The sequence below is a fragment of the Enterococcus sp. E4-150 genome, from assembly GCF_035726465.1.
In the GTDB taxonomy this organism is placed as follows: domain Bacteria; phylum Bacillota; class Bacilli; order Lactobacillales; family Enterococcaceae; genus Enterococcus_B; species Enterococcus_B faecium.
Window position 1 is genome coordinate 355,600 of record NZ_JAPRGK010000001.1, and the last position, 14,681, is coordinate 370,280.

10 protein-coding genes and 1 other annotated feature are annotated in these 14,681 nt (G+C 39.1%); of the genes, 5 read left to right on the top strand and 5 right to left on the bottom strand.

From position 1 onward, the window contains the following. Positions 1–175 precede the first annotated feature (175 nt). Positions 176–775, top strand: coding sequence for a TetR/AcrR family transcriptional regulator (locus tag OZ002_RS01690; RefSeq protein ID WP_002294634.1), 600 nt, complete (start codon positions 176–178; stop codon positions 773–775). 68 nt (positions 776–843) lie between these two features. On the opposite strand, the gene OZ002_RS01695 is transcribed toward OZ002_RS01690, so the two are convergent. Next, positions 844–2,145 carry a polysaccharide deacetylase family protein gene (locus OZ002_RS01695; protein ID WP_123840118.1) on the bottom strand — a complete coding sequence of 434 codons (1,302 nt, stop codon included), beginning with the start codon at positions 2,143–2,145 and terminating at the stop codon, positions 844–846. A 262-nt stretch (positions 2,146–2,407) separates the two neighbouring features. Next, positions 2,408–2,613 (top strand) — a binding site (T-box leader). 111 nt (positions 2,614–2,724) lie between these two features. Between OZ002_RS01695 and tyrS the strand changes: the two genes are divergently transcribed. The 4 genes from tyrS to nhaC all read left to right on the top strand — a co-directional run bounded on the left by tyrS (position 2,725) and on the right by nhaC (position 9,289). After that, the gene (gene tyrS, locus OZ002_RS01700; protein ID WP_002286405.1) at positions 2,725–3,981 is read left to right on the top strand and encodes a tyrosine--tRNA ligase; all 1,257 of its coding nucleotides are present in this window, start codon (positions 2,725–2,727) and stop codon (positions 3,979–3,981) included. A 290-nt stretch (positions 3,982–4,271) separates the two neighbouring features. Beyond that, complete coding sequence (tdc, locus tag OZ002_RS01705) at positions 4,272–6,149, top strand: tyrosine decarboxylase (protein WP_002286400.1); 1,878 nt, start codon at positions 4,272–4,274, stop codon at positions 6,147–6,149. A 266-nt stretch (positions 6,150–6,415) separates the two neighbouring features. Beyond that, positions 6,416–7,813 (top strand): tyrosine-tyramine antiporter, encoded by a 1,398-nt coding sequence (gene tyrP, locus OZ002_RS01710; RefSeq protein WP_002316652.1) that lies wholly within the window; start codon positions 6,416–6,418, stop codon positions 7,811–7,813. A 108-nt stretch (positions 7,814–7,921) separates the two neighbouring features. Beyond that, on the top strand, positions 7,922–9,289 hold the full coding sequence (gene nhaC / locus OZ002_RS01715; RefSeq protein WP_002286385.1) for a Na+/H+ antiporter NhaC: 1,368 nt from the start codon (positions 7,922–7,924) through the stop codon (positions 9,287–9,289). Between the two features lie 280 nt (positions 9,290–9,569). On the opposite strand, the gene OZ002_RS01720 is transcribed toward nhaC, so the two are convergent. Genes OZ002_RS01720 through OZ002_RS01735 form a run of 4 tightly spaced genes read right to left on the bottom strand, consistent with a single transcriptional unit; the run spans position 9,570 to position 14,563 of the window. Next, a complete protein-coding gene (locus OZ002_RS01720) occupies positions 9,570–10,589 on the bottom strand; it encodes a LacI family DNA-binding transcriptional regulator (RefSeq protein ID WP_002307914.1) in 1,020 nt (339 codons plus the stop codon). Between the two features lie 21 nt (positions 10,590–10,610). Then, the gene (locus tag OZ002_RS01725; protein WP_010731081.1) at positions 10,611–11,618 is read right to left on the bottom strand and encodes an aldose epimerase family protein; all 1,008 of its coding nucleotides are present in this window, start codon (positions 11,616–11,618) and stop codon (positions 10,611–10,613) included. After that, positions 11,611–12,276, bottom strand: a complete 666-nt coding sequence (gene pgmB, locus OZ002_RS01730; RefSeq protein ID WP_002307916.1) for a beta-phosphoglucomutase — start codon at positions 12,274–12,276, stop codon at positions 11,611–11,613. The genes OZ002_RS01725 and pgmB overlap by 8 nt, the downstream gene beginning before the upstream one ends. Then, positions 12,269–14,563, bottom strand: a complete 2,295-nt coding sequence (locus OZ002_RS01735; RefSeq protein WP_123840119.1) for a glycoside hydrolase family 65 protein — start codon at positions 14,561–14,563, stop codon at positions 12,269–12,271. Before OZ002_RS01735 ends, pgmB begins: the two co-directional genes overlap by 8 nt. Positions 14,564–14,681: the final 118 nt, after the last annotated feature.

Below are 14,681 nucleotides of genomic sequence, written 5' to 3' on the forward strand. Positions count from 1 at the left end.
TAAAACTTTTCTTATTATTTTAGTACATAATATTCTTTTTATAAATTTCTGTCAATGAATTCATAAACAAGGAATTGCTAGCTTGATACTTTCTCAATAGATAGTTATAATAAACCTCAGAATAAATTTGAACTATATATATTATAAAAGTTTAAAATTACGGGAGGCTCTACAAATGAACGGTTTTGAAAAGAGAGCACAAGAGAAAAAGAAAGAGATTTTACAAGCAGCTTTTGACTTGATGAACACAGACATAGGAACCGCTGGAGTGACAATGGATAAGGTAGCTGAGAACGCTCAGGTAAGTAAAGCGACGATTTTTAAATATTTTGGTAGCAAGGAAGGGCTGATTTATGAAGTATTTTTTGCATTTATGAATGATTTAGGGCAAGAAGCGAAAGCGTTGATTGCGGAAAATCTTCCATTTGAAGAAACACTGATTGCCATGAGTGAAAACAAAATCCGTTATCTCAATCGAGTAAACAAACAATTTTATATCGATTTGATGACATACTATACAAAAAAAGAAAAAAAAGAATTTTCTGACGCGATGGATGCGTATACGCAAGAAAGTTTCAGTATCATGCTTGATCTTTTCCATCGAGGGCGGAAAGAAGGAAAAGTGGATTTGAAATATTCGGATGAGTTCTTGATCCTCTATTTTCAAGCAATGGTAGAAGGAATTTCTAAGCCGGAGATATACGCAAAACTGCTTCCATATACAGCAGAATGGACAGAAGTCCTGATCAAGGGAATCGCACCGAAGAAGAAATAAAGCATAAAAAAGCCGAAACTGACGATAAAATGTCAGTTCGGCTTTTTTGGTTCATAAATGACGTAAAATCAAGCAGATTCGCGTGCTTCTTTGTCATAGACATCATGGACATTGATGAATGGATCAAGAATAGGATTTTTTCCGTCTAAATCAGATTGAAAACGAATGCCATCGATATTGATCCGAGCATTTCGATAGAAATCGGTACCTAATTGTCCCCAAGCTGGTGTAGAAGCATCGACATTACAGAAAATATCGAAACCTTGACTCTTCAAGTAAGCAAATTTTTGATTTTCTGCTGAATAAGGCTGCCAGTCGCTGATGTCTGCACCAAATGGATAAATCAGAATATTTGTTTTTCCTAGGATAGGTGCAACTTCTTGCTGCCACAATTCATTGTCTTTTTTTACATCTTCTAGTGAAGCTTGAGTCATATTCAAGTGACCCCATGTATGGGAAGCAAAGCTCCAGCCGTCTTTCTTCAACTGTTCCGCCACTTTTTTAGCTTCTTTAATCTCTTTTTTTGTTTTTTCATTGTCTCCATATTGAGATTTTGATGTTCGATAACCTAAAACTCCGTTGTAACCTGTCAGGGCCAAGGTACCTTTTGCGCCTCGATAAGAAAAATCAGGATGTTTCTTGACAAAGGCATCGATCAGAGGAACCATGTCAAAGTCACCGATTTCTTCTTTATCTTTCTCTTTATAGACATTTTTGATTTCATTGTTATTTGATACGACCAATCGGCTAGGAAAACCGGAATTATCCATATATTCATAATAGCTGACATCATCTTGTGAAAGAACCAATGGTTTTTTTCCTTCAGGTAGCGCAAGCCCGTTAAAGGAAAGATTTCCTTGTTCGTCTTTTTGGATCAAATCATTCAAATTAACTAAAACAAAATCATTTTGATAAAGTTGTTCGATCGAACGGTTGAATTCTTCAACAGTCACCATATAATCTTTGAATCCTTGTGCCTGTTGAGAGTGGAAGGCTTTTTGCGGGTCCACGATCAAGCTATGGAAAAAAACATGAGAGATCTGAGTAGGATCAGACCAGTCGATCAGTTGTTCTTTCTCCTTTTTTAGTGTTTGAAGAAGCTGTTGTGTTTCAGTAGATCCGTTCTTACTATCTTTTTCCAATAACGCAATCGCTTGGTCATAATCGTAGCTTTGAGCCAGATTTTTTGCTTGAGTAACTAGTTGTTGCTTATCATCTGTCGGTTCTTTTGCTTTTTCTGTTATTTTTTTTTCAGGAATGATTGGTTCTTTTTTTGTAGATGATCGGATGACAAAAAACAAACTTAGAATTAAAATAACGATAGTTAAAGCAGAAGTGGCTCCTAAAATAATTTTTTGCTTTTTTTCCATATACCTCGTCCCTTGCTTTTTCATTTTTTTACTTGTCCCATTCCTTATTGTAACGAAGAAAGAATAAGAGGCAAAGTAAAGTGACTTCTCGATAAATTGCAGAAAAAATACAGAAAAAGTTATTTCTTTTAACAATAATTGAAAATAAAATGTTCGGAATTAGAGCGGATTCAAAAAAGAAAAAATGAGGAATTTAAAAAAAATATCCTTTTTCTGTTGACAAAGAAAAAGTTGCGCTCTATGATAGACACATATTAATAATAACAAGACGAAGATCGAAACGAAGTAGTTGTTAAAGCCAATGTTTCAGAAAGCTGGTGGTCGCTGCAAACCAGTACATGCTTTAAAGCGAATTACATTTCAGGAGTCTTTGGCAGTGATTGCCACGCGACAGCGTTAAATGTTCGAGAGGTATGTTGGATATCTAGACATACAAATTGGGTGGTACCGCGAGATTTCGTCCCTTGGCTTATATGCCAAGGGACTTTTTTTATTTCCTATCCTATCCTGAAGAAATACTTAATTACACATGCTAGCAGGTTCCTGCTTTCATAAAAAAACTACACGGAGGTCAGTAAAATGAATATTATTGATGAATTAACTTGGCGCGACGCCATTAATCAGCAAACAAACGAAGAAAGACTTCGCGAGCTCGTTGAAGAAAAGAGCATTTCACTTTATTGCGGCGTTGATCCAACTGGTGATTCGATGCATATCGGACATTTGATTCCATTTATGATGATGAAAAGATTCCAATTGGCAGGCCATCATCCATATATTCTGATTGGCGGCGGAACAGGAACGATCGGCGACCCAAGCGGCCGCAAAACAGAACGTGTGTTGCAAACGATGGAACAAGTGCAACATAACGTGGACGCACTTTCCAATCAAATGAGAAAATTGTTTGGTAAAGATGCAAATATCACATTTGTGAACAACTACGACTGGTTGTCAAAAATCTCTTTACTTGAATTTTTGAGAGACTACGGTAAAAACTTCAACATCAACACGATGTTAGCAAAAGATATCGTTGCCAGCCGTTTGGAAGTAGGAATCTCATTTACAGAGTTTACTTACCAAATCCTGCAATCTATCGACTTTTTGCATCTGCATAAAACATACGATGTGCAATTGCAAATCGGTGGAGCAGACCAATGGGGAAATATCACAGCTGGATTAGACCTAATCCGAAAATTAGAAGGACCAGAAGCAGAAGCGTTCGGTTTAACGATCCCATTGATGCTGAAGGCTGATGGAACGAAATTCGGAAAAACTGCAGGCGGTGCCGTTTGGCTTGATCCGAAGAAAACTTCACCATTTGAGTTCTACCAATTCTGGTTGAATCAAGATGATCGCGATGTAGTGAAATACTTGAAATTCTTTACTTTCTTGTCTCAAGAAGAAATCGAAGACTTAGCGAAAAAAGTAGAGACAGAACCTGAGAAACGTGAAGCACAACGCCGTTTGGCAGAAGAAGTTACAAGATTTGTGCATAGTGAAGAAGACTTGAAAGAAGCGCAAAAAATAACGCAAGCATTGTTCTCTGGAAATATTAAAGAACTAAATGCGGAAGAAATCGCGCAAGGATTCGGTAAAATGCCGAACGTTGAAATTTCAAGCACACCTGAAAATATCGTGGAACTGCTTGTTTCCACAAAAATTGAACCATCTAAACGTCAAGCACGTGAAGATGTTTCAAACGGAGCTATAAGTATTAACGGTGACCGCGTTACCGATTTAAATTTTGTCATAAATCCATCCGATGAATTCGATGGTAAGTTTGTGGTTATTCGAAAAGGTAAGAAAAATTACTTTTTGGCCAAAGTAATTGATTAGAATTTAGTAAGTTTTTACCTTGAAAAAGGGAAATACTATTACAACATTCCAATTTTGAAACCCATCCTAAAATAGAACGCTGGTTGTCGTTAATACAATCTTTGCGAGGGAGTTTACATTTGTAAATTCCCTCGTTTTTTTTAATTATTTCAAAAGTGTGAACAATTCGGATAATTGATACATATTAAAATATGATTAAAAAGCAGGCCAAAACTTAGTTTACAGAATAGAAGAACAGGTGTAATGTAGGGCTCGACAAAATTTAAATATTTTTTTAGGAGGGTTTCACTATGAGTGAATCATTGTCGAAAGATCTAAACCTAAATGCCCTATTCATTGGGGACAAAGCTGAGAACGGCCAAATCTATAAAGCTTTGTTGAATGAATTGGTGGATGAACATTTAGGCTGGCGTCAAAACTACATGCCTCAAGACATGCCTATTATTACGCCAGAAGAAAAAAGCAGTGCTAGTTTTGAACACACTGTGAATAAAACAAAGGATGTTCTATCAGAAATTTCAGCGCGGATGCGTACCCATTCCGTTCCTTGGCATAATGCCGGACGTTACTGGGGTCATATGAACTCTGAAACATTGATGCCATCTTTACTAGCGTACAATTTTGCTATGCTATGGAATGGTAATAACGTTGCCTATGAATCTTCTCCTGCAACAAGCCAAATGGAAGAAGAAGTAGGAATGGAATTTGCAAAATTAATGAGCTATAAAGATGGCTGGGGCCACATCGTTGCTGATGGTTCTTTAGCAAACTTAGAAGGACTTTGGTATGCCCGCAACATCAAATCATTGCCGCTTGCAATGAAAGAAGTGACACCTGAACTAGTTGCTGGAAAAAGCGATTGGGAATTAATGAACTTGTCAACAGAAGAAATCATGAATCTGTTAGACAGCGTCCCAGAAAAAATCGACGAAATCAAAGCTCACTCAGCACGTAGCGGAAAACATTTAGAAAAATTAGGAAAATGGTTGGTTCCACAAACTAAACACTATTCATGGCTAAAAGCTGCCGACATCATCGGTATCGGTTTAGACCAAGTGATTCCAGTGCCAGTTGACCACAACTATCGCATGGACATCAACGAACTTGAAAAAATCGTTCGTGGTCTAGCAGCTGAAAAAACACCAATCCTAGGTGTAGTCGGTGTTGTAGGATCAACAGAAGAAGGAGCAATCGACGGTATCGATAAAATCGTTGCATTGCGTCGCGTATTAGAAAAAGACGGTATTTACTTCTACTTACACGTAGATGCTGCTTATGGCGGATACGGCCGTGCGATTTTCTTAGACGAAGACAACAACTTCATTCCATTTGAAGATTTAAAAGATGTTCATTACAAATACAATGTCTTTACAGAAAACAAAGATTATATCTTAGAAGAAGTACACAGTGCATATAAAGCAATCGAAGAAGCAGAATCTGTAACGATCGACCCACATAAAATGGGCTATGTTCCATATTCTGCCGGTGGTATCGTCATCAAAGATATCCGCATGAGAGACGTTATCTCTTACTTTGCGACATATGTATTTGAAAAAGGCGCAGATATCCCAGCATTACTTGGGGCTTATATCTTGGAAGGTTCAAAAGCAGGGGCAACAGCAGCCAGCGTTTGGGCAGCACACCATGTCTTACCTTTGAATGTCACAGGATATGGTAAATTAATGGGTGCATCAATCGAAGGTGCACATCGTTTCTACAACTTCTTGAATGACTTGTCATTTAAAGTAGGAGACAAAGAAATCGAAGTTCATCCATTAACTTATCCAGATTTCAATATGGTAGACTATGTATTCAAAGAAAAAGGCAACGATGACTTAGTTGCAATGAATAAATTGAACCATGACGTATATGATTATTCTTCATACGTGAAAGGAAGCATTTACGGTAATGAGTTCTTAACTTCACATACTGACTTTGCTATCCCAGACTATGGCAACAGCCCATTACAATTTGTGAACCAACTAGGATTCTCAGATGAAGAATGGAACCGTGCCGGAAAAGTAACTGTATTGCGTGCCAGCGTAATGACACCATACATGAACAAAGAAGAACACTTTGAAGAATATGCTGAAAAAATCAAAGCAGCTCTTCAAGAAAAATTGGAAAAAATCTACGCAGACCAATTATTGGCAAGCGAAGCAAAATAAGCAAGGTAATCATGTTAGAAAACAGCTTGAATACTAACTGTTTCTGACGCATGTTTGGATCTGAAGAGCAAGGGGAGACCTAAGCTCTTCGATCCCTTTGTTTTGAGGTTGTCTTTGAAGAAACCCTTCAAGCAATAGACTCAAAGAATCCCCTCAAATATTCGCTGAATTGTTTCGTTTATTGCTGAAACTACTTCAAAGACACCGTTATTTTATCCAAAAAATCAAGGAGAGTGTCAACGGTGAGTAAATCTGAAGTAAGTAAAATGGGTCTTGGGACCTTTATCGGTCTGACAATGGCACTGTGTGCAACGGTTCGGAGTATTCCTACGTTAGCCGCAGTCGGTTGGACATTGATTTTTTATTCAATTTTTGCAGTTTTGTTTTTTGCCGGTCCGATATCAATGGTTTCCGGTGAGCTTTCCACGATGCTTCCTCAAGAAGGCGGTCCTCAGTTATGGGTAAAAACAGCACTGGGCAGCAAATGGGGATTTGTCGTTGCATGGCTATTATGGGTGCAAATGTTCCCAGGTATGGTAATGGTCGCTTCTACTTTAGGACCATTGTTAGGAAACACATTTGGTAATGTAGAACTTGGCAATAATCACTGGTTCGTTTTAGGTTGTATTTTAGTTATCTACTGGATCATCACGATCTTGAACTTGAAATTCGATATGGCAAAAGTCGGCGGGAACATCGGTGTATGGCTAGGGGTATATATCCCAGTAGTCATCATGTTCGTTTTAGGTGTTTTGGCAGCCTTCAAAGTCGGACTAGTCTCAAACGGCTATCTAGGTGACTTTTCATGGTCAAAAGCTTTCCCTGACTTGGAACATATTGATTCATTGAAATACTTAGCTGGTATCACATTTATTTTTGTTGGGATCGAAATGAGTTCTGTTTACATGCCTCGTTTGAAAGACGCAACAAAAAATTATACAAAAGGCGTATTTATCGCTTTGATCGGATTAGTTTTATTGAATGTCATCAATGCGATGCTTGTAGCAAATGTCGTACCAGATGGAAAAATGGAATTAGCAAATATCACGCAGCCTATCTTGATTGACTGTCAAATCCTAGGCTTACCAGAAGTGATCGGAAATATCTTCAGCTTCATGGTATTTATTGGTGTGCTTTTACAATTATCAGCTTGGGTTACTGGACCATCAAAAACAATCATCCAAGTAGCTCGTGAAGGATTCCTTCCACCAAAATTCGGATTCCATAAAGAAAACAAATACGGCGTATCTAGAAATGTCGTTCTAACACAATCAATCGTTATTTCATTATTTGCTTTGCTTTATGGTGTAATGGATGACGTAAGTGCTGTATTCTTGACACTTACAAATGCTACAACTGTTATTTATTGTATCGTGTACATTTTGATTGCTGTTTCATTGCTTAAAATGCGTAAGAAACATCCAGAATTCGAACGTCCTTACCGAATTGGTAAAAACGGAAACGGATTAGCTTGGGTAGTCAGCTGCATGCTGATCTTCTCTATCATCGTTGTCGTATTTGCTACATTAGGTACAGCGACATTGAGTGATGCATTATTAGTAGCAGCTATCACAGTGGTCATGTTCGTTATTCCATTGATCATCAATCACTTCAAGAAAGATTCTTGGGGGATTGAGGTAGAAAAAAGTTTAGAAGAAAAATAAAAAAATAAGTCTTTCAGCCGACGTTTTGTCGCTGATTTAGTAGGAGGTCCTGCCAAGTGAATAGTTTTTTCATGGCAGGGCCTTTTCATTTGAAATAGGAGATCGACGATGAATAAAAATATTTCTTTAAAAGAAAGTATCGCTGTATTGATCGTGTTGTTGGCACTCCTAGGAGTACTGATCATCGGATTCCAGCTCTCGCCACATATCCCGATCCTTGCAGCTTTCATGTGTTTGTTGTTTTATGGCAGATTTAAAAAGTTCACATGGGATGAGATCCATGACGGGATCATCAAAGGAATCACTCCAGGGATCATTCCAATCCTGATTTTTCTTTTGATTGGTGTCTTAGTTGCTTCATGGATTTTATCTGGAACCATCCCTACGATTATGGTTTATGGATTTAAACTTGTTTCTGTGCGTTTCTTTTTACCGACAGCATTTCTTGTTTGTGCAATTGTCGGAGTGACTGTCGGCAGTTCATTTACAACGATTTCGACGATTGGAATTGCTTTTTTGGGGATCGGTCATTTACTTGGATTCAATGATGCAATGACTACAGGCGCAGTCGTTTCCGGTGCCTTTTTAGGGAATAACTGCTCGCCTTTATCAGATACGACCAACTTGGCAGCGGGTATTGGAGGAGTTAATCTATTCGAACATATCGCTGGTATGCGTTATACGGATTTCCCAGCATTCGTCCTTTCGTTGATTTTTTATACGATATTAGGACATAACAGTCATTCAGCCGATCTAGCTAGTATCAATGAAATGATCCAAAACATGAAAGCGAGCTTTTGGATCTCTCCTTGGACATTGATTCCACTAGTTATTTTATTTGGGGGGGCAATCAAAAAAATTCCGGCTATCCCTACATTACTAGCGGGATCAACAGCTGCTCTCGTTCTTTCTTTTATCCATGAGAAAAGTTTGACGGTCGGAAAAGCAGCAGACATCTTGATGAATGGTTATGTCGCAAATACACCTGATCCAAAGCTAGATGAACTGCTTTCTCGAGGCGGGATCATGAGTATGTTAGGTTCTGCTAGTTTGATTTTACTTGCATTGGCATTAGGTGGGTTACTGATCAAATATCTGATCGTTGATACCATCGTTCAAGAATTAAAAGAAAAGATGGACCGACCTTCTCGTTTAGTCGGGTTTACTGCCTTGAGCTGTATCGGAATCAATCTGATCGTTGGAGAACAGTATCTGTCCATCATTCTTCCAGGAGAAACATTCAAGCGTTCTTTTGATGACGTTGGCTTATCAAAAACCTATTTGACACGAACACTAGCGGATTCAGGTGCGACCGTCAATTCTCTCGTACCGTGGGGAGTCAGCGGCACATTCATTATGGGAACGATGAAAGTTAGCGCGTTGCATTACTTGCCATTCGCCTTTTTCTCGATTCTTGCACCTGTCTTTACAATATTAGGCGGTTTTTTATTGAATCGTCGACGTGTAAAAAATTGAAGGAAGGAAAAAAGAGGCTGGGACAGAAGCGTTTAACTCCAAGAAATAAGAAGAAACTCAAGAAAATTGCTTTTTAAATTTTTGTGAATTTCAGCTTATTTCCGAAGGAGTTGCTTCTGCTTCCGCCGTTTATACGTGTTTAGAGCGTGGGACAAAAGTGTTCTTTACTTTTGTCCCACGCTCTTTTTTACAGATAAACAATGTGTTAGAAGTAGTATCTTCTTTTACATAAAAAGCTGACCATAGAATAAATGGTCAGCGTATTTAGTGAGTCAGCTATTTAGTATGGGTTTTCTAAAGGAACGACTGTCTCTCTTTTGATCAAGCGATGAGGGATGACCAAACGTACGCCACTGCTCAATTCTTCATGGATCAATTCGCGCAGCTTTTGCATAGCGACACGTCCTAATTCGGAGATATCGATATCGATACTTGTAAGGTAAGGGTGTGTTAATGTTGAGAAGATCGAGTTGTTGAAGCTAATGACGGAGAGTGTCTCTGGAATGACATAGCCGTACATTTGCGCCAACTGCATCGTGCGAAGGGCGAAGATATCGTCAATGACCACCAATGCTGTGGCTTCGTTTTCTTTCAACGTTTTCTCAAAGGACAGATAATCTTCCGGATGCTCTAGTACTACACTAGATAACGCAGGAAGACCAGCCATCATCATTGCTTTTTGATAACCGAAATATCGTTCGAAATACAAACTTTCATGAGTCGTGTTTGTCACAAACAGGATATTCTTATGTCCATTCTGGATCAAAAATTCTGTTGCTTGTTTACCTAGAAGCTGGTTATCGTTATCTACATAAACGATTTCGTTCTCATGATGATAAGGCTGTCCGATCAAAGTGAAAGGGATGTGGTTTTGGTATAAATAATCAATGACAGGATCTTGACTATCTGAATACACTAGAATAAAACCATCTACTTGTTTTTGTAAATGCATACGCTGGACGTTCTCTAACAGCAATTCAAAATTTTTAGCAGTAGCGATTGCTGTAGTCATATCATAATTCCGCGCTTCTTCGTTGATTGCTTCCATGATCTCAAGATAAAATGGGTTACCGATCCGCTCTTTTGAATCAAGAGGGGGTAAGATCACGCCGAGGGCACTGGAAATGCGTTTTCCTAGATTGCGGGCAGTCATGTTAGGAACATAACCTAGTTCATCCATAATTTTTCGGACTTTCTTCTTTGTTGTCTCGGAAATACTAGGATGATCGTTGATGACACGAGAGACGGTCGAAGTGGCAACACCGGCTTTTTTCGCCACATCTTTTACGGTAATAGCCATGATAAAAACACCTTTCTCTTGTTATTGTGCAGAGAACCGATAAATCGTCTGACTGATCCGTTCTTGACCAGGATGGAGGTTGATCGATCCAAAGTTGGGGAAATGAACGATATCAGGGATTTCTTGCGGTTCGATTGCTAATCCGTAGTTTGAATGCATCTGTTTTCCATTGACAGAGAAATCAGCTTCGAATCCAGTCGTAGAAAATAATACCATACTTTTATTAGAAGTTGCTATAGTCATTTGGCGACCAGAATGCTTCTCGAATAATTGTAAGGAAGTTTTGGAAAGCCTAGGATGATGCAAAAGAAATACATCATCTAGTCCATCTGGATAACATGCAAGGATCTCTTGCAGTGTTGGGGATTTTCTAAAGTCGATTGGCAGTTCTTCTTTTTTTGTCCAATTTCCAGTAGGCAATTTTTCTTGATCTAATTCAAGCACACCATCTAAAAAGACCGTTAACTGATGTTCATAGATGTCTCTTGTTCCATTTCCTGAAAGGTTGAAGTAGGCATGGTTGGTCGGATTGCAGATGGTTTCAACAAGGCTACTAGCAGAGGTTGTCATCTCTAATTCGTTTTTTGTTAAACGGTAAGTGATCGTAGCAGTGATTGGTCCTGGATAGGTAGAAAATTCATCTTTTAAGTAAAAGACCACACCTATTGATGATGGAGTTTTGAAAACTTCTACTTCCCAAAATTGGAAAGACCAGCCTTTCGTGCCACCGTGGATATGGTGTGATCCGCAGTTTTTCTCCAATCTATGCTCACCCCAAGAAGCATCCCGGATCCTTCCGGCTACAGGTCCGACAGTTGCTCCAAAAAAGCTTTTGTCTGTTAGAACATCTTCGAAACGATCGTAAGACAATAAAACATTTTCTGATTTTCCTTCTTTGTCTGGTGCGAAGATTTGGTGCAGGCGGGCACCGTAATTGAGAAGAACGACTTCTAAGTAGTCGTTCTTCAATGTGATTTTCTTTATTTCTGTCTCTGGAACTGGTACGACGGAGATCTCTGGATTATCCATGGTCATGCCACTTTTCTTTCAAGTAATCGATCGTAAGAAAAGTCGTATCAGGGACAAGCGGGATCTCCTCTCCAAGGTCTTCAGCACGTCCCACGCCAATTGGTTGAGCACCACTTGAGAGGATGGCTTGGATACCGGCTTGCGCGTCTTCGATCCCGATACATTCTTCTGCTTTTAGTCCGACAGCTTTTGCTGCAAGGAGGAAGATATCTGGCGCAGGTTTTCCGTTTGTTGCTTCTGCCGGGTCGGCAATAGCATCAAAGTAAGGTGTAAGACCCATTTTTTCAAGTAGGAAAGGCCCATTTTTACTTGCAGAAGCAAGAGCAATCTTGATTTTTTCTTCTTTTAAAGAATCCAGTAAAGGCACGACCCCGGGGAAGACATCTTTTGGTTCGATCGTCTGGATCATCTCTAAATAATAATCGTTTTTTCTTTTCGCTAATTCTGCAAATTCTTCCTTTGAAAAAGAGTGTTCTTTTCCGCCATAAGCTAAAAGCAAAGAGAGTGAGTCTTCTCGGCTGACGCCTTTTAGCTGTTCGTTGAATGTGCGGTCGATCGTAATGCCGATTTCCTGACCAAGCTTTCGCCAAGCACGATAATGGAATTCAGCAGTATCGGTAATGACACCGTCTAAATCAAACAATACCCCTTTAAACATTTGCTTCCTCCTTTCTTAGCGTTATTTCTAGACGATCCGCTAAAGAATAAGACTGTTCATAGACGTAAATTTCTAGAGGAGAACCTTCTAATAACTCGAAAGTAACTTGTTCATCTGTGACTGAGATGAACAATAAACGTCCGCGATAATTGATATGGAAAGAATAAGCTTTCCAAGTTTTTGGCAGAAATGGTGCGAATCTCAACTGATCATGGGCAGTTTTCATTTGAGCAAACCCTTGGACGATCGACAACCAGCTACCAGTCATGGAAGTGATGTGCAAGCCGTCTTCTGTGTCGTTATTGTAATTATCCAAATCCAAGCGAGCTGTTCGCTGGTACATTTCTACAGCTTTGCTTTCCATTCCTAATTCTGCTGCTAAAATCGAATGGATACTTGGCGAAAGGGAAGACTCATGGACAGTCATTGGTTCATAGAAATCAAAGTTTTTTTGTTTTTCTTCTTTTGTAAAAGTATCATTGAAGAAATAAATCCCCTGTAGTACATCTGCCTGCTTGATGAAGCAAGATCTAAGGATTTTGTCCCAAGACCAATGCTGATTCAGAGGAAGATCGCTTGTGGGAATATCGGATACAGGCATGAGATCTTTATCTAAGAATGTGTCATGCTGGACAAAGATTCCTAATTCTTCGTCAACTGGGAAGTACATGTTCTCTGCGATATCTTTCCATTTGGCTAGTTCTTCTTCGCTGATAGTGATAGCAGCTTCTTTTTGATAAGTTAAATAATTTTCTCGCGTGTAACGCAAGACCCAAGCTGCGATCGTATTTGTATACCAATTGTTATTGATATTGTTCTCATATTCGTTTGGGCCGGTCACACCGTGGATCATGTATTTATTTGCTCGTTTTGAAAAATGGACACGGTCTGCCCAGAAGCGTGCGATTTCTGCTAAAACTTCCAGTCCTTCATTTTTCAAATATTCCGTATCGCCGGTGTAATTCGTATAATTGTAGATTGCATAGGCAATCGCGCCATTTCGGTGAATCTCCTCGAATGTGATTTCCCACTCGTTATGGCATTCGACACCAGTGAAGGTGACCATAGGATAAAGCGCGCCTTTTAATCCTTGTTGCTGAGCGTTGTGGATTGCTTGCGGCAGTTGATTATGCCGATATTTCAGCAGATTCTTAGTTACTTCAGGTTTGGCTAAAGCAAGATAAAGAGGGACAGCATACGCTTCTGTATCCCAGTAAGTGGCTCCGCCGTATTTTTCTCCTGTGAATCCTTTGGGGCCGATATTCAATCGTTCATCTTCGCCGTAGTAAGTAGAGAATAGTTGGAACAAATTGAATCGAATGCCTTGTTGTGCTTCTTCGTCTCCTTCGATGACCACATCGGCAAGCTTCCATCGTTCTGCCCAAGCCGCTGTTTGCTCTTCTTTTGCTTGGATATAATTGTTTGTCTGGTTCGTTAATTCTGAGACAGCTTTTTCTGCTTGCTGCGCTTCTGGAATATCTCTACTAGTAAGAACGATAATTTCTTTTTCCACTGACCATGTCTCACTTTGAGATAATTCTGCAGACAAGCAACCATGTAATGCTAAAGTATCTTCGTGATAGTCAGGGATGACTGATTTTCCATTAACGAAATGGCGCATTGCTGCAGTAACAGTAAATTGTTCAATCCCAAAGTTGTTTGGAATAGTTTTAGTCGTCAAATAGCCGATTTCTTCTATAGTTCCACGATCAATCTCATTCCAAAAATGTTCATCATAGTTGCTGTCTTCGTTTTGAACATTTCCATCCAATTTTGATACGAGTTTGACTGTTCCGCTACCTTCAAGCATTTCTATAGTTAAATAGATATAAGCTGATTCTTTTTTGACAATGCTCAGAAAACGTTCGAAGGAAATGCGTACTTTATTAGTAGAAGTAGTGATTGTGAATGTACGAGATAATACACCATTTTTCATATCTAATTCCCAGTAAAAGTCTTCTGGTTCCAAAGAAGCCAAGTCGATCAGCTGATCGTTGATCGAAATATCTATCGCGATAAAGTTCAAGGCGTTGATCACTTTTCCAAAGTATTCTGGATAACCATTTTTCCACCAGCCGACACGTGTCTTATCGGGATACCAGACACCCGCCAAATAAGTACCTTGATGGTGGTCCCCTGAGTAAGTTTCTTCAAAGTTCCCGCGCATACCCATATAACCGTTTCCAATACTTGTTAAAGATTCTTGCAGTCGAAGATTTTTTTTATCTAATTGTGTCGTGCTGATTTTCCATGGATCAATAGCAAATAGTCGTTTGATCTGTTTCATTTTTCTCCTCCTAATGAGCTGTTTTATACGTTCATAATAAACGCAACCGATTGCACAAGTCAATAGACAAAAGAAAATATTTCATAGAAAAAAGCATAAAAAAATAAATTTTTAGGAG